We start from the raw sequence: 20,276 nt of genomic DNA, 5'->3' as shown, positions 1-20,276 counted from the left end.
AATTTTCCATACATAATTCTTTTTCTGTACTTTGGTATAAACACAACATGGTACTGGCATTTGTACCTTGAATGTGATAAGCTGTAACTGTCCACTTTGGACCGCCTCCTATTCTCTTTAGTATTGGCTTGAGACACCTTTACTATCGTATCATAGGAGGCTTTACTTTTCACCATACAACGTCACTACTACACGATTCGCCCCAGCATAGCTGGGGGATTAGCATTTTCATTTAATCTCTTTTCCATCTATATATAGTTGAAATTTATCAGGATTATTGACAACATCATAGTCCTTTCCGTATTCTACAGGTCTATATTCGGCTGTCATTACCGATTCCCCGTCTTCAATATCCTCTTTCCATAAATAGATGTTCATATCAATGCTCGTCGCATATCCTCTGTCTGTGGAGAATTTTGTCGAATGAAAAGAATCATCCTTGTACATCTGCAAAAGTTTTCTTGCAAACGCTTCTCTATCCTCAATATCTTCCCTATTTGCGACCACGGTTATATTTTCATCCCGATTTACAGAAAAAGTTCCAACTACATCTGGTTCGCCTTCTTTATGACTGGATTCAAATTTCCTATAAATACTTCCTGCAGCAATTATCAAGATTGCTGTTCCTGAAATTACTGCAATTATCTTTTTCTTCATATTTTTAATTTCCTTTTAATTTTTTTACTGCGTAATTGATTACTTCTTCCGGTGTGGGCCTGTCTGCTTTAAGTGTCATTTTCTTCCATTCTTCCTGCACAGCCGGGTCAGGATTATCAAATCCTGCATCTATGGCTATCTGCATTTCTCTGCGTACTTCTTCTGGTATTGTGTTATACTTTTCTGCAATCTTCTCATATATAGTTTTCTCTCTCATTCATTTTCCTCCGATACTGTTGGCATGAAAAGTGACTTTACAACTTAAAATTGAATAAAAAGGACAAAAAAAGAAGAGCTGCTTGCTCTTCCCATATAGTAGTAGTAAAATAATATGTCATGCCAGCGCAATATATTACCTAGAATATCGCTATAACAGGAAAGGGGCTGCATTGTGACAGCCCCTAGTTTACTTCACCATGTTGTCTACATTCTGAGTAAACTCGTTCCCTGGTTTATTTTAGCATCGATCTGGATTTTGTTTCATAAAGATAAATTTTGCCACAGAGCGGTCGTATGTTTTAATGTGTCCAAACAGCCAGTCGATTACATTTTTCTGTACAAGTTCACTGAACCGATCTGTTGGTCCTTCATACTCCTGAAGGTATTCATACAGTTCCTGAATTGTCTTTTTAAACTCTTCATGTTTTTCATAATGTTTTTCACGCTCTGGATAACCGGCTTTTTCCTGAAGTGCTTCTTCTTCTTTAAAATGAAAGTCAGTATACTCGTTAAGATAATCCAGAAGTTTGATCGCCTTTACCTTGCTGTCGCCATTTTGACAGGCAATTACAAAGTTCTGAATACGATCAATCAATTCTTTGTGCTGTGTATCGATTGTTTTATTTCCTGTTACTAAATTGTCATCAAAGGTAATGTTTAAATCGTAAGTCATAATTTGACCTCCATTTCTTTTATATGTTCTCTTAGGCTCTTTTAATGTCTGGCAGTTTCGTACCTGCATTTTCTGCTTAGTCTTCTACAGGAACGAAAACATCTTTTCCTAATCCGCAGATTGGGCATGTCCAGTCATCTGGAATATCCTCAAATGCAGTTTCTGGAGCGATACCGGCGTCTGGATCTCCTACTGCCGGATCATAAATATATCCACATGGTTCACATTCATATTTTTTCATAGTCATTTTCCCTTTTCAATGTCGATTTATTTTTGTTACCAAGTTCCTAGCAATTTTTCTAACACTTTGTTTCTTGTATATCTGTATTATACATGATAATTGTTCTTTTGTCAATAATAGTAATTATTATTATTTTACACTTAGCATAAACTGATATTTGAATTGCACATTTATATATTGTATATATCATGGGAATAGTTGAATAAAAAAATGAACTCTATTCATTAAAGACAGAGTTGCTGGAAATTATTTCTCTCCAACAACTTTCTTCGTCTTTAAGTCCTTGAAACACAATACTGTCCAATCAGATTCATCCAAAAAGAACAGGATGAACTACTCGAAGAGACACAGCTTATTTCCGAAATGGTCCAAGCCGCCATCAGGGAAAATTCTACGGTTGCCTTAGACCAGACCGAATACCAGAAGCGCTACGACAGTCTTTCGGCAAAATTCGACAAATCAAAAGCAAGGCTCGAACAGCTCATGGCCGACCTGCAACAGATGCAACTACAAAGAGCTGAATACGAATCCTTCCTCAAGACATTCAAGCAGCTGCATGACTCTTTGGAAGAGTTCAGCATCGACAGCTGGAACAGCCTTGTCGAATATGCCACCATCTACAGTGCCGACGATATCCGTTTCACCTTCAAGAATGGTCAGGAAATCAAGGCATAAATGTACAGCCCCACTACTAGATTTCACTCCGGTAGTGAGGCTGTTTTTTTATGCTGCAGCTTCGAATATACGTTTCTGTGCTTTGAGATAATTCTGTAGATTAAGAATGGTATTATCAGAAGAGCGCAACTCGTCATCTGTTAGCTCAACTGCATTGTCACTGGCAAGTTTAATAATATACTCATAAATACGATTAACCAGAACATTTAATTCTTCCGTTGTCAGTTCAATCTTAATCTTCTCATAGTTCTTGTTCTGCTTAAGCTCATCCAATGCATCCATCAGACGGTTGATGGACTTCATACTCAATTCTCCACTTCGAATATCGTTGATGTAGTCTCGTAATGCTGCATGATACTTCTTCACCACTTCTGGCTCTCTGTTTTTTATCTTAAGGTACACCACGCCACCGACTGTAATAGTGCCAGCAACCACTGTACAAATAATCAGTCCCTTTTTATTGTTCTTTGCAAATTGTAGAATTTAGCTCCTTATGTTTTGTCATGATCATTCTGTTATTTGTAAATGTATTCCGTACGGTTCGTGGAATCCAGCATATGGAAGATATGCGTCAGCAACAGGAACTGGAAAGAAAGCAAAAGCAGACAGAGGAAATGACCCTGCAAATGATGCGCACCCTGGCTGCAACCATTGAAGGAAAGGATCGAAATAACTGCGGACATTCCATCCGTGTCGCCGAATATGCAGCATTAATCGGTAAACGACTTGGTTTGTCTTCTGAAGAAATAGAAAATCTGAAGGATTGTGCCTACCTGCACGACATCGGCGCCATCGGCATCCCGGATCAGATTTTAAGCAAACCGGGAAGACTCAGCGAAGAGGAATATGCCCTCATCAAACAGCATACCCTCATAGGTGCCCATATTTTAAAAGATATTACACTGGTTCCTCACCTGGTTGAAGTAACAAAGAGTCATCACGAACGCTATGATGGAACCGGCTATCCGGAAGGTCTTTCCGGAGCAGCTATTCCTCTCTATGCACGAATCGTCGCTGTGGCAGACAGTTTTGATGCCATGCATTCCAGAAGGATCTATCGAAATGCTCTGTCTGAAGATCAGATTCGAAAAGAATTTTCGGAAAGTGCCGGCAAACAGTTTGATCCTCGAATCTCTGCCATTCTTCTGGACTTAATGGACAAAGGGCATCTGGAGGATGTTATAGGCAAATACAAAGAAATGGAAAACTCTCTGTATATGGATTCCAATCACACGATCAATAAGTTTATATCCGATGTGTTTACTACCATCAAAAGTCAGGAAGATATCACTAGCTACGATTTCCTTACCGGTCTTCCATTGCGTACTCTTGGCGAAAAACAAATCGCCTGTGCCGTTCAGGATCACAGTGGATGTCTTGCGTTTGTGGATATGGATAACCTGAAGAAAATTAATGATGTGCATGGACACAAGGCTGGTGACCGCGCTCTGATGACTCTGGGCAAACTTCTGACACGCTTTGCATCAAATGGATATGCCTGTCGCCTTGGTGGTGATGAATTCTTGCTTTTCTTTCCTGACATCACCCATGAGGAAGCTTCGGAACATATAACACAACTGTTCCGACAATTCCATGCGCTCACCAAAGATGATGCGGAGATTCAATACGCCTCCCTGTCTGCAGGCCTGTATATGTGTTCCGGCAATGAACCATTCCCTGACTGCAGTTCAAAAGCCGACAATGCTTTATATTATGCCAAGCAAAATGGAAAAAATCAGTTTTCCTTCTATCAGCCTCAGATCGACCATCTGTCCACCAGTGTATCCGGAGCCGGCAATAATCTGACTCAGATTGCAAAATCTCTTCAGGACAGTGGCAGCTATATGGGTGCTTTGAATCTGGATTACCGTGATTTTGCAAGACAGTATTCCTATATTCATCAACTGGTCATCCGAAACCATTGCAGATGTTACCTGATCATGCTCACCATGGAATCCACCGGTGAAACCTCGCCAAGCATCGAAAAAGCTGAACAGGCTTTATTACAAATGGAAGAAATCATTCGTAAGAGTATTCGAAAAATCGATATCTGCACTCGTTACAGTTCCATGCAGTACCTGATTCTTCTGTTCCAGCCTCTGGAATCCGCGATCCCGAATATTATGGATCGGATTTTTATGCAGTATGAATCTTTTGATTGCAGTAAGGAATTTCATCCAATTTATGATTATCAGGCTATGTCCGAGGAAGAACATAAAAAATATTAATTACTGTTTTTCCTCATGAAACCTTATATTTTGATTTTCACAGACAAAAAGGCGACGGATTTTGTACAATCACAAAATCTGCCGCCTTTTCATTTACGTGAGCAATGAGTCAAGTCCGTGCTTGCTCTAGACCTTGGTGCCTGACAGGATATTTGCTACTGAATAGTTACTCCGATCTTACGAATCAGGGTTCCGTTTGCTCCAAGTATGTCACCATCAAATTTCCGTGCAAAAAGGATTTCGCCTTCTCCTTTTACTCTTACATTTTCATTAGACGCATTTAATAATATTTCTATTTTATTTCCTTCTTCGTCGATTTTTACATATTCCACACATCGTCCGTTTTCATAGGTATTTGGAAAATGAAAATGTGGGCTTCTGCAGGTTTTCTCATTCCGTCTAAGCATGATCAAACGATTGATTGTCCCGATCCTCTCCTGGTTCTCATCACTCTCGATTTCGCTCCGCGGCATGCACCTTCTGCAATCCGGATCATGAGCGCCCTCCATAGCAATCTCCGTCCCGTAATAAATACATGGACTTCCGGGAAGTGTAAAAAGAATTGCCAGCTGCTGGTAAAAAATATCCAGATTATGAAGCCGGTTTATCAGACGCTCTGTATCATGAGAATCCAGAAGATTGAACAATACATTGTTATTTTGCTGCATATACATCGTATAACAACGATTTACCATGTATTCAAATTCTTCTTTTTTCATGGTCTGATCCAGGAAAAAATCATGGATTCCACTTAACAGGGGATAGTTCATTACAGAATCATATTCATCACCCAGCAGCCACTGACTTGCATCATGCCATATTTCTCCAAGCAAATAGATATCTGGTTTTATCTTTTTCAGATGCTCCCTTATCCGTTTTAAAAATCGATGGGATACTTCATTACCCACATCAAACCGGATTCCGTCTATATCATAATCCCGAATCCAGTCCTCGCAGATCTTGCAGAAATATTGAATCACTTCTTCATTACTAGTATTCAGCTTTGGCATCCCATCGGAAAATGCGAAAGAATAAAAACGTCTGTCTCTGGTATCCGCTCTCTTTCCGATCTGCTCCCAGTTTTCAACCATGAACCAATCCGCATAGCGGGAATTCTTTCCATTTTTCAGTACATCCATCCAGGGAGCAAATTTTCTTCCACAGTGGTTGAATACGGCATCCACCATGATTCGAATCCCTTTTTCGTGTGCCTCTTTACAGAGTACTTTCATGGTATCTCCATTGCCAAAAGACGGATCAATTTTCGTATAATCTGTTGTATCATATTTGTGGTTTGACTCAGCTTCCATGATAGGATTCAAATAAATACCGGTAATTCCAAGTTTTTCCAGATAGGATAATTTCTGACGAATCCCCTCCAGATTCCCCCCGAATTTTTCCTCATTGGTCACCCTGCCCTGATTTCGCCACGGCAGAATGTCTTCTCCGTTTTTTCCGGAGTTCCATTACAGAATCGATCCGGAAAGATCTGATACCAGATCGTATCGTTCACCCATGAAGGTGTACGGTTTATATCTGCCGGATTCATCCACGGTACAACAAAACACTGCAGCATACGACCGTCCATCTTAAGCTGATCTTCCGTCAGAAAACCATCTTCGAAGTAATACCAGACTTCTTTTTCTGTATGAAGTTCAAAATAATATTTACATCGCTTATACACAGGCAAAAGTGTTGTTGTCCACCAGATTTGGTGGGACAGACGTTTTTTGTATACAATCTCTTCCCTTTTTCCTGTCCACTTCTCATTTCCTCCCAGAATTCCTGCATCGAAGGGATCGCCATAATGAATAAAAATTTTCTTTACATCATATCCGGTCTTGATATTTACAACAAGCTGGTTCTCGTCCAATGCATAACTCATCTGTTCCGATGTCTTATGATATACGCTGGCAAATTCCATCTGATTTTCCTCCAAATTATATTATATAAGCAACTAAATTTATAGATATTTGTTTCGAATTGTTTCGACGCCTTTACTATAATTCTTTTTCCTTTCAACGTCAATCTTTTTATTATTTCCATACTGTTTTGTGTATTCTATACAATTATTTCCTTGTATTTCTATTAATTATTGACAATCATATTTTATAGCAAAACTTTACTAAATTCTTTTCATTGTTCCATTGATTTTTACAATCATATTCTATATAATGATGTTGTGGGCAAACGGTATTTTGACCCCTGTATCATTTTTTACACGGAAGGACATTTCATCATGACCACGATCCAGGATATTGCTGATAAAATGGGGATTTCCAAAAGTGCTGTATCAAAGGCTCTGAATAATGCCCCTGACATTAGCGAAACTTTGCGAAAACAAGTTTTAGAAACTGCCGTAGCACTTGGTTATACAAAGTTACGGCGTTATCGAAATTCTGTCAGAAAAATATGTGTCTTAATAGAAAAAGATAATATACAGTATGAAGAACCTTATCATTTTGCATATGATATCATTATGGGATTCCGGCAGCTGGCAGAGCCACAGGGATTTGATGTTGTGATCGAACCTGTTGATATCCAGATACAACGCAACCAGCCTTATGATGTTTATATGCTGGAACATGATTATGTGGGGTCTTTTGTGATCGGTTTTTCTCTTGCCGATCCATGGCTTAAGGATTTTGAAAACAGTTGTACTCCAACTGTACTTTATGATAACTATATTACAGGCAACCCTTCCACTGCCTATGTGGGTATTGATAATGACGAGGGTATGGAACTGGCGGTATCCCATCTTGTCAGGCAGGGGCACCGAAAAATTGCATATCTCAGCAATTCTCTTGGTTCTCAGATTATCCAGATCCGATACTCTGCTTTCTTCCGTTCTATGCGCAAACACGGACTGAAAGCTTCTTATGACAATGCCGGTTGTTCCTGTTTTCTTTCCGAATGTATGGAAAAACATCTTCCAAACTTTTTAAAAAGTGGAATGACTGCCATTATCTGCAGCCAGGACACCATTGCCAGTGCTGCTCTGGTTCAGTGTCAACAACTTGGATATCGGGTTCCTGAAGATGTCAGTATCGTGGGCTTTGATGATCTGCCAATAGCTGCTTATACATCACCGCCCCTAACCACCATCCGTCAGGATCGAACAGAACTTGGTAAAAGTGGATTTTTTGCATTATCCAGCCTTCTCAATCATGTTTCCATCAGCACATTCCTTTTGCATGCGCAGCTGATTGAAAGAAAATCCACGGCACGCATTTCTGAAAAACAATAGACTTTGGCTCGTTGCTCGCGTAAAAAAAACAGTTTGCTTTGATGGAATTATTTTCATAGCAAACTGTTCTTTTTATTTCCGGATCCTGTTTTATTTGCAATTCCGTTTCCTGGAATAAATCCTACAACTACTGCTTATTACTCTTCGTAATTGAAGCAGGTGATTTACTTGATTCGTTTGGACTCCGTTTCTCAATTCTTACTTGTTATATTTTTGTAACTGTTCAGTACCTTCACAGTTACGAGCCAAAATGCCATCACCTTCGGTGATGGCATTTTGGCTTGTATGTCTCGGGATTTTGACATATTCATGTCAAAACATCTCGCGGGACAGTGGCTACTGAATAGTTACATATTTTTATACTATTTTTTCCAGAATGGAATGTCCGATCGTTCCTTCTGGCATATCCACATCAAAGTTTTCTGCGATAGAAGCACCAATGACAGCAAATGTGTTCTCGCCTTCCAGTTCTCCTCCGTTTTCCATCTGTTCCGAATAGGCAATAAAAGGAACATATTCTCTCGTATGGTCTGATCCTGTATAGGTGGGATCATTTCCGTGATCCGCTGTAAGGATCAGAAGATCATCTTCTTTCAGCTGTTCCAGCAGTACCCCGAGATTTTTGTCGAATTTTTCAATCTCATGGCCATAACCTTCTGTATTTCTTCTGTGGCCCCAGAGTGCATCAAAGTCAACCAGATTGACAAAGCACAAGCCATGAAAATCCTTCTTACTGATTTCGATGGTCTGTTCCATTCCGTTGACTGAGCTGGTAGAATGATAGGTTTCCGTGATTCCTTCTCCGCAGAAGATATCATTGATCTTACCTACACCGATCACATCCAGGCCTTTGTCCTTCATAGCATTTAATACTGTAGGACCTGTTGGTTTCAGTGCATAATCATGTCGATTGCTGGTTCGTTTAAACTCACCTTTTTTCTTTCCTACATAGGGTCTTGCAATAACCCGTCCCACTCTCCATTCGTCTTTCAGTGTGATTTCTCTTGCCATCTCACAGCAACGATAGAGGTTTTGCAGGTCAAAAGTTTCTTCATTTCCACAGATCTGAAGTACTGAATCTGCAGAAGTGTACACGATCATTGCACCAGTATTGATTTCTTCCTCGCCCAGCTCTTCGATGATCTCTGTTCCGCTGGCGCTCTTATTGCCGATAACTCTCTTACCGCAGCGCTTTTCCAGTTCTGCGATGAGTTCCGGCGGAAAACCATGTTCCGTAAAGGTGATAAATGGTTTTTCCGTCTTGATTCCCATCATCTCCCAGTGTCCGGTCATGGTATCTTTTCCATTGCTTGCCTCTCCGAGACGAGCATAACGTCCCATAGGTTCTGCAGCTTTTTCCATGTTTCCTCCACAGTGGAGATTCAGCATTCCCAGCTTCTTCAGGTTGGGGATCTCCAGGGTTCCCATCTGATCCAGGATATGTCCAAAAGTATCTACCCCTACATCTCCGAACTTTTCAGAATCCGGCATAGCTCCGATACCCAAAGAATCCAGGACAATCACAAAAATTCTGTTGTACTTTTTCATCTTCGTCTACCTCTTTCTATTATTATTTTTCTGCCAACTTCCGGTACAGCTTTTCTTTGACAGTGTCACTCGCAAAAGCCGCATCTACTGCATTCCTCATCAGAAGCAGGACCTCCTCATCCCGGACTCCGTATGTTTTTTGAATAAATTCCAGTTCCTTTGTCAAGGTCGTGTTGCTGACGGTCCGGTTATCTGTATTCACAGTAACCCGTACACCATGATCCAGGAATTCCCTGATCGGATAGAATTCCGGACCGGATACCGCCTTAGTCTGCAGATTGCTGATTGGACACATCTCAATTCCGATCTTTTTTTCTGCCAGTTCCCGGATCACATCCTCATGACCTCTCATGGCAATCCCATGTCCGATTCTCTTTGCACCAACATTCACTGCATCTGTGATATTATCCACACTTCCGCACTCGCCGGCATGAATCGTAAAGGGCATACCAATCTTTCTTGTATTTTCAAACAGATTCATGAATTGTGACATGGGATAAGAAGCCTCTGCCCCAGCCAGGTCTGCTCCGCAGACACCGGATCCAAGAAGTTCTCTTGCATCCCGGATCATCCGCCAGTTTTCTTCCTCGCCGATATGACGCATGGCACAGGCGATTACTCCGTACTCAATAGCGAAGTCCTGTTTTCCTCTCTCCAGCCCTTTGATCAGTGCTTCCATTGCCTTTTTGCAGCTCATGGATTCTGTTTCAGAAAAAAGTGGTGCAAAGCGGATCTCTGCATAGCATACATGTTCTCTGCTCATGCTTTTCAATACATCATAGCCGGCCTCTTCCAGACCTTCTTCATCTTTAAGACACTGGCATGGCATATCAAACTTTTCCAGATATTCTGCAAGGCTTGTACAGTCATCCGATACGCTCAATTCTTCTTTTTTTACAGATCTTCCCAGCCTTTTTTCGATAAATTCCTGACTGAGAGATCCATCCAGGTGACAATGCAGTTCCACCTTCGGCAATCTTAGCAGTTCTTCCTGTGTCATAACTTCTCACCACTCCATTCCACGTTCACTACTGCCGCTCTATAAAAGATTGGATGGCCCAAATCCCAGCGGAAGCAGTTCATTTAGTGTAAAAATATCATATTTTTCTTTATCTACTGCCAGAATGATCTGAAAGGTTTCCGGATCGCAAAATTCCATCATAACCTGACGGCACACACCACAGGGTGCCGCATATTCTGTCAGTACTCCATTCTTACCGCCTACAATACAGATGGCCTGAAAATTCCTGACTCCTTCACTGACTGCTTTGAAAATAGCTGTCCGCTCTGCACAGTTTGTAGGCGTATAGGATGCATTTTCAATATTGCAGCCTGTGTATATTTCTCCCTTCTTTGTCAGCAGTGCTGCGCCCACCTTAAAGCCGGAATAGGGAGTATAGGAAAAATCCAACTGTTTGATTGCTGTGTCGATCAACTTTTCAATCATTGTTTTTTCCATATTATACACCTCTCGTTCTTTTAATAACCAGTTGCTTCCTCATTTTTCACAATTTTAACAATTCGGCTGGTTCCCAGACGGTCTGCTCCCAGTGCCAGGAATTTTTCTGCATCGTCGATAGAAGAAATTCCGCCTGCTGCTTTCATCTTTACATTCGGTCCGATGTGTTTTGCAAACAGTTCAATATCTGCAAAAGTAGCACCTGCTCCGCCAAAACCGGTGGATGTTTTGATATAATCTGCTCCTGCGCTGGTAACGATCTCGCACATTTTGATTTTTTCTTCATCCGTAAGGAAACAGGTTTCGATGATCACTTTCAGGATTTTATCTCCACATGCTGCCTTTAAGATTTTGATTTCATTTTCAATCAAGTCATATTTTTTGTCTTTTAACCATCCGATATTGATAACCATATCAATCTCAGAAGCGCCGTTTGCCAGGGCATCTTTGGTCTCGAATTCTTTTGCTGCAGTTGTCATGTAACCATTCGGAAAACCGATAACGGTACATACCGGTATTCTTCCGTTCATGTATTCGGCTGCCTCTTTTACATAGCTTGGAGTAATACATACAGATGCAGTCTCATATTTCATGGCATCGTCACAGATCTGCTTGATTTCTTCCCAGGTGGATCCCTGAAGAAGCAGTGTATGGTCTACGTGTTTTAATATTTCTTTGATATCCATTTTTTATCTCCATTTCTTATATCATTATTTTTCTGCCTGGTCTGCTTTGATCAGATTACGGATGGCTTCCACTGCCACCTGAATTGCCATATCGGTATCATGTACCACCGGATTCTCCAGGCCCAGGCTCTCTCTCTCCTGATTGGCAACTACCAGGAAGCAGGAACCGGCTCTTACTCTTAATTTTCCTGCAACGATGAAAAGTGCTGCGGATTCCATCTCAGAGGCAAGACAACCCATCATTTTCCATGCGTTCCATTTGTTGATCAGCTCATATCCTACCGGCATTTTTTCCGGTTCATGCTGTCCGTAAAACGCATCCTTACACTGTACCACACCGATATGGTAGGTATAATCTTTTGCTTTTGCAGCTGCAACCAGTGCGTTGGTTACATCCAGATCTGCTACTGCCGGATATTCGATTGGCGCATATTCTTTTGATGTTCCTTCCATACGAATGGCTCCTGTTGCAATAACCACATCACCACTCTTTACTTCTGTCTGCATACCTCCGCAGGTTCCGATTCTTAAAAATGTGTCTGCTCCGCAGCGATACAGTTCTTCCATGGCGATGGATGCGGAGGGTCCGCCGATACCTGTGGAAGTAACACTTACCTTTACTCCGTCCAGTGTTCCGGTATAAGTAACATACTCTCTGTTATCTGCAATCAGCACCGGATCGTCAAAATATTTTGCGATTTTCGCACAACGTTTCGGATCACCGGGCATCAGTACGTAACGTCCCACTTCTCCTTTCGCCACCTGGATATGATACTGTCTGCTTGGATCTTCTGAATAATTTTTCACGATATTTCCACCTTTCTTTATCTCTTTCCCTTATCATACGGAATACCTTCCGCCTTCGGTGCTCTGGAGTTCTTAGATACAAATACGAGCGCCAGCAGAGAGATGATATATGGGAACATATTATACAATGTTAATGTCCTTCTCAGTTTTCTCCATTTTTGAACTTATAAATATAATATGACACATGTACACAATCGTCCAGACAACTTACCCTCTTTTTTATCTATTCTTTGTATTTTGTCTGATTTTGCTAATTATTCTTTTCTTTTTTATATATTTTTCCTATATCTTACTTTTCGGAGTCCATTCTTTTATTATTTGTAACTGTTCAGTACCTTCACAGTTACGAGCCAAAATGCATAAAAAATCACCTTCGGTGATGGCATTTTGGCTTGTATGTCTCGGGATTTTGACATATTCATGTCAAAACACCTCGCGGGACAGTGGCAACTGAATAGTTACTATTATTTATACAGTATAGCCAACTCAAACCAACTCGCGTAACTATGAGAAAGATAATCCGCGGGGTTCTCAAGTTATCGCGGCAGTCGCCAAGGTCTCGTGCAAGCACGAACTTTGGCTCGTTGCTTGCGTAAAAAAAGAGCACATATCTTTGTTTTTGATATGTGTTCTCTGTTTTCTTTGTCGATGCTTTACTCTATATTTAATTTTCTGAATGCTTCTCTGTTTGCAACAGTTTATCTGTTACATGGATATTAAAGAAATGGACAATAGGACCAAGGCCAAACGCCGCGATCACAGTTCCGATTCCAACCAGACCTCCTGCGAAATACGCCACCAGTGCGCAGATCACATCGTTGGACATACGGCACCAGAAGTAAGATATCTTCGGAAGCTTCTTATCCATGATAAGTGACAGACTGTCATATGGCGACACTCCCACATCCGGACGCTGGTACATGGATACGCCCAGACTGCAGATGATAACCCCGATCACCATAACCGGAATCCGGGTCAGAAGTACACCTGGTTTTGTAAATATGAAATCCCATATATTATAGAAAAAAGTAGCAATATATCCAAGAAACAATGTATTGATAATAGTTCCCAGACCAATAAAATGTCTTCCGGCAATCAACTCAATGACAAATAAGCCCACACTGAAAATCGCAAAAAATCTTGCATAGGGAATGCCGACCACATCAGACAATGCCATCATCATGGCATTATACGCATCATTACCAAGACCGGCGAACTTAAATATACTGACACCCATTCCAAGAAAAACATTACCCAGCAGCATGATCAGGATACGGCGCATCCCAATCTTTTTCACATACTCACCCACTACATTTTTCCTCCATGATTCTTTTTCTCATAACTATTCAGCATCTTCACAATTGCTTACATTTTTCTAACTTTTTCAAAGATTTTCTGAACTTTCTTGTCTTTCCTATATTTATCACTTATAATGAATATAAAGAAAGACTTTCTAACCACCCATTCTTTTAACTCTTTTGTTGCATACATTGTACTTATGTCATAACCGTTCAATACTTTAACAACTCAAGTGAATATTCGCAATTAAAGCAGGTGACTTACTTGATTCTATCTATAGCAACAAAAAACCCGGAAATCATTTCCGACTTCCGGGTTTCAGCAGTTCGTAGGGGAATCGAACCCCTGTTTCCGCCGTGAGAGGGCGGCGTCTTAACCGCTTGACCAACGAACCTTGCACAATTATAATACTACACCTTTTTGGAAAATGCAAGTGTTTTTTTCAAAAATTTTTAATTTTTTTATTTTTCTATATTTTCATGAAAAAGGAGGCATTAATTATGAAAAAGAAAACCTTACTTGCCCCGTCACTCTTTTTGAGTGGCATCCTGCTTTTCTCCGGTTGCGGAAGTTCTGCAACCACCTCTGCGGTCCACCAGAATAAATCTGCAGACTCCTGGGCTGTCGAAGCCAGCGAACCCCTGGACGACTCCGGCTTCTCCTATGACGGCGAAGCGGATATGATGGACGATACCGCCACAGCTGAAACTGCCGGTTCATCTTCTGACTCTTCCGTTTCTGATGCTGCGACCGATGCTGCTGAAGCAACCCACGACCAGAGCACCCGGAAACTGATCCGCACCGTCTCGATGGATATCGCCACCGAAGATCTTGACAACCTCCGAACGAAACTGGACAACTCTATCACCTCCTGCGGTGGCTATATCGAATCCTCCACCCTGGATACTCCACAGAACGGCTACAGCAGACGCTCCTACTACGTCACTGCCCGGATCCCTTCCGACAGCCTGGATAGTTTCCTGGAAACTGCCGGAACTCTGGGCACCGTCACCAACAAAAATATCGAAACCGAAGACATCACCCTCCGATACGTCGATCAGAAAGCCTACCTGGATTCCCTCCGTACCGAATACGATCGTGTCAGCGAACTTCTCGAACAGGCCACTGAACTGGATCAGATCCTGGCCCTCGAATCCAAGCTCTCCGACCTGCGCTACCAGATCAACAGCTACGAAACCCAGCTTCGAACCTACGACAACCTTGTAGACTACAGCACTGTCTACTTAAACGTCAACGAAGTAGCCTACGAACAACCCACCTCCAACACTATAGGCAGCCGCATCAGCAACGGCTTTCGAAACAGCCTCTACGAAGTCCGCGATTTCTTCGTAGACCTCTTCGTAGCCATCATCGCCAACCTCCCGGTTCTGGTGGTCCTGATCGCCATCATCACCGCTGCCATCCTGTTGATACGAAAACTGATCCGCAGACACAAAGCAAAAAAAGGGAACACCACCACTCCAGTCACTCATCCCCCAATTGTTCCCGCAGACACAGATCCAAACAAAGATGTAAAAACAACATCAGAAACCGAAAACAAGTAATTCCTGACTCTTCTGCTCAAAAACTTCTACCCCCTATAAAAAGCCAGCGGCGTTCCCTCATCGAACACCGCTGGCAGCTTTTTATACATTCTCTTACAGTTTTTTCATCATACCATATATTACATACCAGACATTTTCCATCCGGATGCCGAAAATATTTCACTCTGATTTTCTTTCCTCCCGTCTTAAACGCACAGCGGCAGGTGCCTGTTCCATGGGGGGTGGACAACACTTTGTGGGCGCTTAGGGCAAGCTTTGAAATCCGACACTTACAGAGACTTTCGCGAGGGTCAGCCGACCCTCGTGAATCTAGTCGCAGTTAGTGGCTAGTTCAAAGTTGCCCTGCCCACGTTGTCCACCCCCCATGGAACAGGTGCCTGCCGCGTCCGTCTAACCAAACTAAAAAAACAGGCAATCCTTACTTTTCTTCATCCGCCCCCTCGCTGGTCAGCCTCAGTACAGCCCTGATCTCTTCCTCATCCATATCCAGATAAGCCGCCAGTTCCTCCACGCTGAACTTCTGTTCCTCATCATCCGACAATTCCCTGATCGCAGCCTCAAGCTTCCGAACCTTCTCAACCATGGACTCGTCCCGATACTTCTGCTCCGTCTGCTCCTTCACCCAGTTTTCCATACCTGCCAGCAGACGTTCTTCCATCCAGTCCGCCTTACCTTCCTCCGGCATCTCTTCCGCCAGCGCCAGCAACAGACTCATATTCCCTTCCTGAATCAGGTCACCAATATAAATCCCCTGTCTCCACAGCTTTCTCGCATACTGCAAGATCTCCTTCAGATACAGCTGTGCCAGACGCTCCTGCACACCGGCAACATCTGTCACTGCCTGTAAAAGCAGAGCCTCCCGCTCCCCTTCCTTTTCCGAAGGGAACTGCCGGAGCATCTCCTCATACTCCTTCAGACACTGCTCATCCTCTGCTTCCAGAATCACAGGCTTCTTCTCTTCCTCCTGTTCTTCCTGCGGATCCAGTGCCTTTCCGATATCCATAGGGGCAAGATCTGCCCCCTGGATACGGATTCCCTGGATACGAAGATATTCATACAGACTCTGCAACTGCTGCGGAGATAACTGATTCAGCCCAAAGATCTCAAGAATCTGCTCGTTATTCAGATTCTTCTCCTGCTTTGCTGCCAGTTCCATCAGCTGCTCCAGTTTTTCCTGAAATTCTCTCATATCCATCATATTTCGTTACTCCCTTTTTGCCTTTTATTTTTCACGGATCCGGCTGTGCAGTTCCTGCAGAGATACTACCTCATTCTTCTCCTGCTTCTGCTCTGCCAGAATACCATCTGCACTTGCCAGCGCTGCTGCCATCGTTGTGATGTACGGCACACGGCTCTTGATACATGCCTTTCTTACATAACTGTCATCCGGACCATCCTCGTCACCCTTTGGTGTGTTAACTATCAGCTGTACTTTACCGTTGGTGATCACATCATAGATATCCGGGCGTCCTTCACTGCGTTTGAATACTCTTTCTGCCTCGATGCCAGCCTGCTCGATCAGTTCTTTCGTGTGACCGGTTGCCAGGATAGCAAATCCTGCTTCCTTAAACCGTTTTGCGACTTCCACAACCTCTCCTTTGTCACGGTCGCTGACACTGATCAGGACAGTTCCCTCTAACGGCAGTTTGCTCTTGGTTGCTTCCTGTGCTTTATAGAATGCCTCTCCCACAGTGTCCGCAAGGCCCAGAACCTCACCGGTAGAACGCATCTCCGGTCCTAACAACGGGTCAACTTCCGGGAACATATTGAACGGGAAGACAGCCTCTTTGACACCATAATATGGAATCTCTTTCTCTTTCATACCATCCAGTGGTGACGGTGCGCCGCTGAACTCGGAGGTAATAATTTGTGTAGCCAGCGGTACCATGGAGATATTGCACACCTTGGATACCAGCGGTACGGTACGGGATGCACGCGGATTGGCTTCCAGTACATAGACCGTTCCGTCTTCGATCGCATACTGCATGTTCATCAGACCGCGCACATGCATTTCCTCTGCGATTTTCTTTGTATATTCTTTGATGGTTTTCAGATTTTCCTCTGAAATATTTTTTGACGGAATAATACAAGCGGAGTCACCGGAATGTACGCCGGCAAGCTCGATATGTTCCATAACCGCCGGAACAAATGCATGATTACCGTCACTGATCGCATCAGCCTCACACTCGGTTGCATGACGCAGGAAACGGTCGATCAGGATCGGGCGATCCGGTGTCACACCTTCTGCTGCTTCCATATAGATTCTCAGATTTTCCGGATCGTATACCACTTCCATGCCACGGCCGCCCAGTACATAGGACGGACGAACCATAACCGGATAACCGATCTTTTCTGCAATCGCAAGTGCCTCATCCACATTCACTGCCATACCTGCTTCCGGCATCGGGATACCAAGTTTGTCCATCATCGCACGGAACAGATCTCGGTCTTCTGCCATATCGATCACTTCCGGAGAAGTACCAAGGATCTTCACTCCGTATTTTTCCAGATCTGCGGACAGATTCAGCGGTGTCTGGCCACCGAACTGTGCGATCACACCGAGCGGCTGTTCCTTCTTATAAATAGACAGTACATCTTCCAGTGTCAGTGGCTCAAAATACAGTTTATCGGAAGTATCATAGTCGGTAGATACCGTTTCCGGATTACAGTTTACGATAATCGTCTCAAAACCTGCTTTTTTCAGTGCCATCGCCGCATGTACACAGCAATAGTCAAATTCGATACCCTGACCGATACGGTTCGGACCGCCGCCGAGGATCATGATCTTATTCTTGTTATCGCTGACCGGACTTTCGTCTTTGCAGTGATAGGTGGAGTAATAATAAGCATTATCCTTCGTTCCGCTTACGTGGACACCTTCCCATGCTTCCTCCACACCCTGTGCGATTCTCGCATTACGGATGTCTTCTTCCGGAACTTCCAGGATCTGTCCCAGATATTTGTCAGAGAAACCGTCCAGTTTCGCCTGTTTCAGGGCTTCCGGAGCCGGCACCTGACCTTTGTTTGCCAGAAGTGCTTCCTCTTCTTCCACCAGTTCTTTCATCTGTTCGATGAAATAGTGTTTGATCTTTGTCAGGGCAAACAGTTCGTCTACCGTTGCACCTTTTCGCAGTGCTTCATACATGATAAACTGTCTCTGGCTGTTCGGTTCTACCAGCATCTTTAACAGTTCCTCTTTTGATTTCTCATGGAAATCCTTGGCAAAGCCAAGACCGAACTGACCGATCTCCAGGCTTCGGATAGCTTTCTGGAACGCTTCTTTATAGGTTTTACCGATACTCATAACCTCGCCGACGGCACGCATCTGTGTACCCAGCTTATCCTCTACGCCCTTGAACTTCTCAAATGCCCAGCGCGCGAATTTGATTACCACATAGTCTCCGTCCGGAGCGTATTTGTCCAGGGTTCCGTACTTTCCACATGGGATCTCATCCAGGTTCAGACCGGAAGCCAGCATCGCGGATACCAGTGCAATCGGGAAACCGGTTGCCTTACTTGCCAGTGCGGAGGAACGGGAGGTTCTCGGGTTGATCTCGATAACGATGATTCTTCCGCTGACCGGATCGTGGGCAAACTGTACGTTTGTTCCACCGATGACTTCTACTTCTTCTACGATCTTATATGCCTGTCTCTGCAGTTCCTGCTGTACCTCCTCGGAGATGGTCAGCATCGGAGCGGAACAGAAAGAATCACCGGTATGTACGCCAATCGGATCGATATTTTCGATAAAGCATACAGTGATCATATTGTTTTTGGAGTCACGGACAACTTCCAGCTCCAGTTCTTCCCATCCAAGGATGGATTCTTCTACCAGAACCTGACCTACCAGGCTGGCCTGCAGACCTCTGGCGCATACGGTTTTCAGTTCTTCTACATTATATACCAGACCGCCGCCTGCTCCACCCATGGTGTAAGCCGGTCGCAGCACAACCGGATATCCCAGTCTGTCAGCAATCGCAAGCGCCTCATCCACGCTGTACGCCACATCGCTTCGCGCCATCTCGATACCCAGACGGTCCATCGTCTTCTTAAATTCAATACGGTCCTCGCCACGCTGGATCGCATCCACCTGAACACCGATGACTTTCACACCGTATTTGTCCAGGATCCCTTCTTCTGCAAGTTCAGAACAAAGATTCAGCCCTGACTGTCCTCCAAGGTTCGGAAGGATCGCATCCGGACGCTCCTTTGCGATAATCTGCTCCAGTCTCTCAACATTCAGTGGTTCGATATACGTGACATCTGCAATCCCCGGATCCGTCATGATCGTTGCCGGATTGGAGTTTACCAGTACAATCTCATATCCCAGCTGGCGCAGTGCTTTACACGCCTGTGTTCCGGAGTAGTCAAACTCACACGCCTGACCGATAATGATTGGACCGGAACCGATAATCAATACTTTGTGTACATCATTTCTCTTACTCATCTTGTTCTCCCTTTTTCGCAGAATATGTTTCCATATTCCGTTTTTTCACGCAAGAAAGCTCCTGTCCCAGGATCCTTCCCTTTTGCATCAACATTTCCGTATTTTATTATACATGAGCCTTCGGTAAATTACTACTGTAAAGTGTGGTTTGCATCAAAAAAACACCTTCTAACAGAAGGTGTCTTTTGATGCAAACATTCCTTTCCAAGCATTACTCTGTTTCAATTAATTTGTTCTACAATTTCATTCCATGAGATAATGCAGTTTTCCATTCCTTCTATATCATCCCCATCCGCCATGGTCATATTAAGTCATAACCACCACTTCAAGTGGTGGTTTGTTGTTGACCCTATAAGGGTCCTATGCCTGCACGCCTAAAAGGCGGATGCCTCAAGCATTCATACCGGCTTGCCTCTGAAAGAGGCTTACCGTCGTGTATCTTCTCTTTTAGATTCTTCTTTTTGCTGCTGTATATATTCTTTTACAGCTTCTTCTGTAATATTGCCTACTATCGCTACATAATAT

General features: G+C 43.3%; 17 protein-coding genes, 1 tRNA gene and 3 pseudogenes. 4 read left to right on the top strand and 17 right to left on the bottom strand.

The genetic code is table 11. From position 1 onward, the window contains the following. The 5 genes and pseudogenes from FYJ57_RS15545 to rd all read right to left on the bottom strand — a co-directional run. Positions 1-95: pseudogene (locus FYJ57_RS15545) on the bottom strand (IS200/IS605 family transposase); the annotation flags it as partial. Between the two features lie 133 nt (positions 96-228). Then, a complete protein-coding gene (locus tag FYJ57_RS13220; protein ID WP_154433021.1) occupies positions 229-657 on the bottom strand; it encodes a hypothetical protein in 429 nt (142 codons plus the stop codon). A 4-nt stretch (positions 658-661) separates the two neighbouring features. Continuing rightward, complete coding sequence (locus FYJ57_RS13215; protein ID WP_154433020.1) at positions 662-874, bottom strand: sporulation initiation factor Spo0A C-terminal domain-containing protein; 213 nt, start codon at positions 872-874, stop codon at positions 662-664. A gap of 240 nt (positions 875-1,114) precedes the next feature. Next, positions 1,115-1,549: a bacteriohemerythrin gene (locus FYJ57_RS13210; protein WP_019161195.1), complete on the bottom strand. Its 435-nt coding sequence runs from the start codon at positions 1,547-1,549 to the stop codon at positions 1,115-1,117. Between the two features lie 76 nt (positions 1,550-1,625). Then, positions 1,626-1,790, bottom strand: coding sequence for a rubredoxin (gene rd / locus FYJ57_RS13205; protein WP_015524975.1), 165 nt, complete (start codon positions 1,788-1,790; stop codon positions 1,626-1,628). 363 nt (positions 1,791-2,153) lie between these two features. Between rd and FYJ57_RS13200 the strand changes: the two genes are divergently transcribed. Continuing rightward, complete coding sequence (locus FYJ57_RS13200) at positions 2,154-2,465, top strand: hypothetical protein (protein ID WP_154433019.1); 312 nt, start codon at positions 2,154-2,156, stop codon at positions 2,463-2,465. 48 nt (positions 2,466-2,513) lie between these two features. On the opposite strand, the gene FYJ57_RS13195 is transcribed toward FYJ57_RS13200, so the two are convergent. Beyond that, positions 2,514-2,768, bottom strand: a complete 255-nt coding sequence (locus tag FYJ57_RS13195; protein ID WP_154433018.1) for a hypothetical protein — start codon at positions 2,766-2,768, stop codon at positions 2,514-2,516. Positions 2,769-2,968: 200 nt separating this feature from the next. On the opposite strand from FYJ57_RS13195, the gene FYJ57_RS13190 reads away from it, so the two are divergent. Next, the gene (locus FYJ57_RS13190; RefSeq protein WP_154433017.1) at positions 2,969-4,693 is read left to right on the top strand and encodes a diguanylate cyclase domain-containing protein; all 1,725 of its coding nucleotides are present in this window, start codon (positions 2,969-2,971) and stop codon (positions 4,691-4,693) included. 155 nt (positions 4,694-4,848) lie between these two features. Here FYJ57_RS13190 and FYJ57_RS13185 read toward each other — a convergent pair. Next, positions 4,849-6,617, bottom strand: a pseudogene (locus FYJ57_RS13185) (glycoside hydrolase family 13 protein). 315 nt (positions 6,618-6,932) lie between these two features. Here FYJ57_RS13185 and FYJ57_RS13180 point away from each other — a divergent pair. After that, positions 6,933-7,940: a LacI family DNA-binding transcriptional regulator gene (locus FYJ57_RS13180; RefSeq protein WP_154433016.1), complete on the top strand. Its 1,008-nt coding sequence runs from the start codon at positions 6,933-6,935 to the stop codon at positions 7,938-7,940. 357 nt (positions 7,941-8,297) lie between these two features. Here the strand turns inward: FYJ57_RS13180 and FYJ57_RS13175 are convergent, their stop codons facing one another. The 8 genes and pseudogenes from FYJ57_RS13175 to FYJ57_RS13140 all read right to left on the bottom strand — a co-directional run bounded on the left by FYJ57_RS13175 (position 8,298) and on the right by FYJ57_RS13140 (position 14,133). Beyond that, positions 8,298-9,488 carry a phosphopentomutase gene (locus tag FYJ57_RS13175; RefSeq protein ID WP_154433015.1) on the bottom strand — a complete coding sequence of 397 codons (1,191 nt, stop codon included), beginning with the start codon at positions 9,486-9,488 and terminating at the stop codon, positions 8,298-8,300. 22 nt (positions 9,489-9,510) lie between these two features. After that, positions 9,511-10,488, bottom strand: a complete 978-nt coding sequence (gene add, locus FYJ57_RS13170; protein ID WP_154433014.1) for an adenosine deaminase — start codon at positions 10,486-10,488, stop codon at positions 9,511-9,513. Positions 10,489-10,527: 39 nt separating this feature from the next. Next, positions 10,528-10,947 carry a cytidine deaminase gene (locus FYJ57_RS13165; protein ID WP_154433013.1) on the bottom strand — a complete coding sequence of 140 codons (420 nt, stop codon included), beginning with the start codon at positions 10,945-10,947 and terminating at the stop codon, positions 10,528-10,530. 20 nt (positions 10,948-10,967) lie between these two features. Next, positions 10,968-11,633, bottom strand: coding sequence for a deoxyribose-phosphate aldolase (deoC, locus tag FYJ57_RS13160; RefSeq protein ID WP_154433012.1), 666 nt, complete (start codon positions 11,631-11,633; stop codon positions 10,968-10,970). Between the two features lie 24 nt (positions 11,634-11,657). Continuing rightward, a complete protein-coding gene (udp, locus tag FYJ57_RS13155) occupies positions 11,658-12,440 on the bottom strand; it encodes a uridine phosphorylase (protein WP_277663777.1) in 783 nt (260 codons plus the stop codon). 17 nt (positions 12,441-12,457) lie between these two features. After that, positions 12,458-12,568: pseudogene (locus tag FYJ57_RS16380) on the bottom strand (ABC transporter permease); the annotation flags it as partial. 536 nt (positions 12,569-13,104) lie between these two features. Next, positions 13,105-13,749: a YczE/YyaS/YitT family protein gene (locus FYJ57_RS13145; protein WP_287890849.1), complete on the bottom strand. Its 645-nt coding sequence runs from the start codon at positions 13,747-13,749 to the stop codon at positions 13,105-13,107. Between the two features lie 312 nt (positions 13,750-14,061). Beyond that, positions 14,062-14,133 (bottom strand) — tRNA-Glu (locus FYJ57_RS13140). A gap of 106 nt (positions 14,134-14,239) precedes the next feature. Between FYJ57_RS13140 and FYJ57_RS13135 the strand changes: the two genes are divergently transcribed. Further along, the gene (locus FYJ57_RS13135; protein WP_235904584.1) at positions 14,240-15,304 is read left to right on the top strand and encodes a DUF4349 domain-containing protein; all 1,065 of its coding nucleotides are present in this window, start codon (positions 14,240-14,242) and stop codon (positions 15,302-15,304) included. Between the two features lie 418 nt (positions 15,305-15,722). Here the strand turns inward: FYJ57_RS13135 and FYJ57_RS13130 are convergent, their stop codons facing one another. Then, on the bottom strand, positions 15,723-16,502 hold the full coding sequence (locus FYJ57_RS13130) for a sigma-70 domain-containing protein (RefSeq protein ID WP_154433011.1): 780 nt from the start codon (positions 16,500-16,502) through the stop codon (positions 15,723-15,725). A gap of 24 nt (positions 16,503-16,526) precedes the next feature. Continuing rightward, positions 16,527-19,751 carry a carbamoyl-phosphate synthase large subunit gene (gene carB, locus FYJ57_RS13125; RefSeq protein ID WP_154433010.1) on the bottom strand — a complete coding sequence of 1,075 codons (3,225 nt, stop codon included), beginning with the start codon at positions 19,749-19,751 and terminating at the stop codon, positions 16,527-16,529. Between the last annotated feature and the right edge of the window lie 525 nt (positions 19,752-20,276).

It is taken from the genome of Oliverpabstia intestinalis (assembly GCF_009696065.1).
In the GTDB taxonomy this organism is placed as follows: domain Bacteria; phylum Bacillota; class Clostridia; order Lachnospirales; family Lachnospiraceae; genus Oliverpabstia; species Oliverpabstia intestinalis.
Note: the sequence above shows the minus strand (reverse complement) of the source record. Positions and strands in the feature narration are given on the sequence as shown.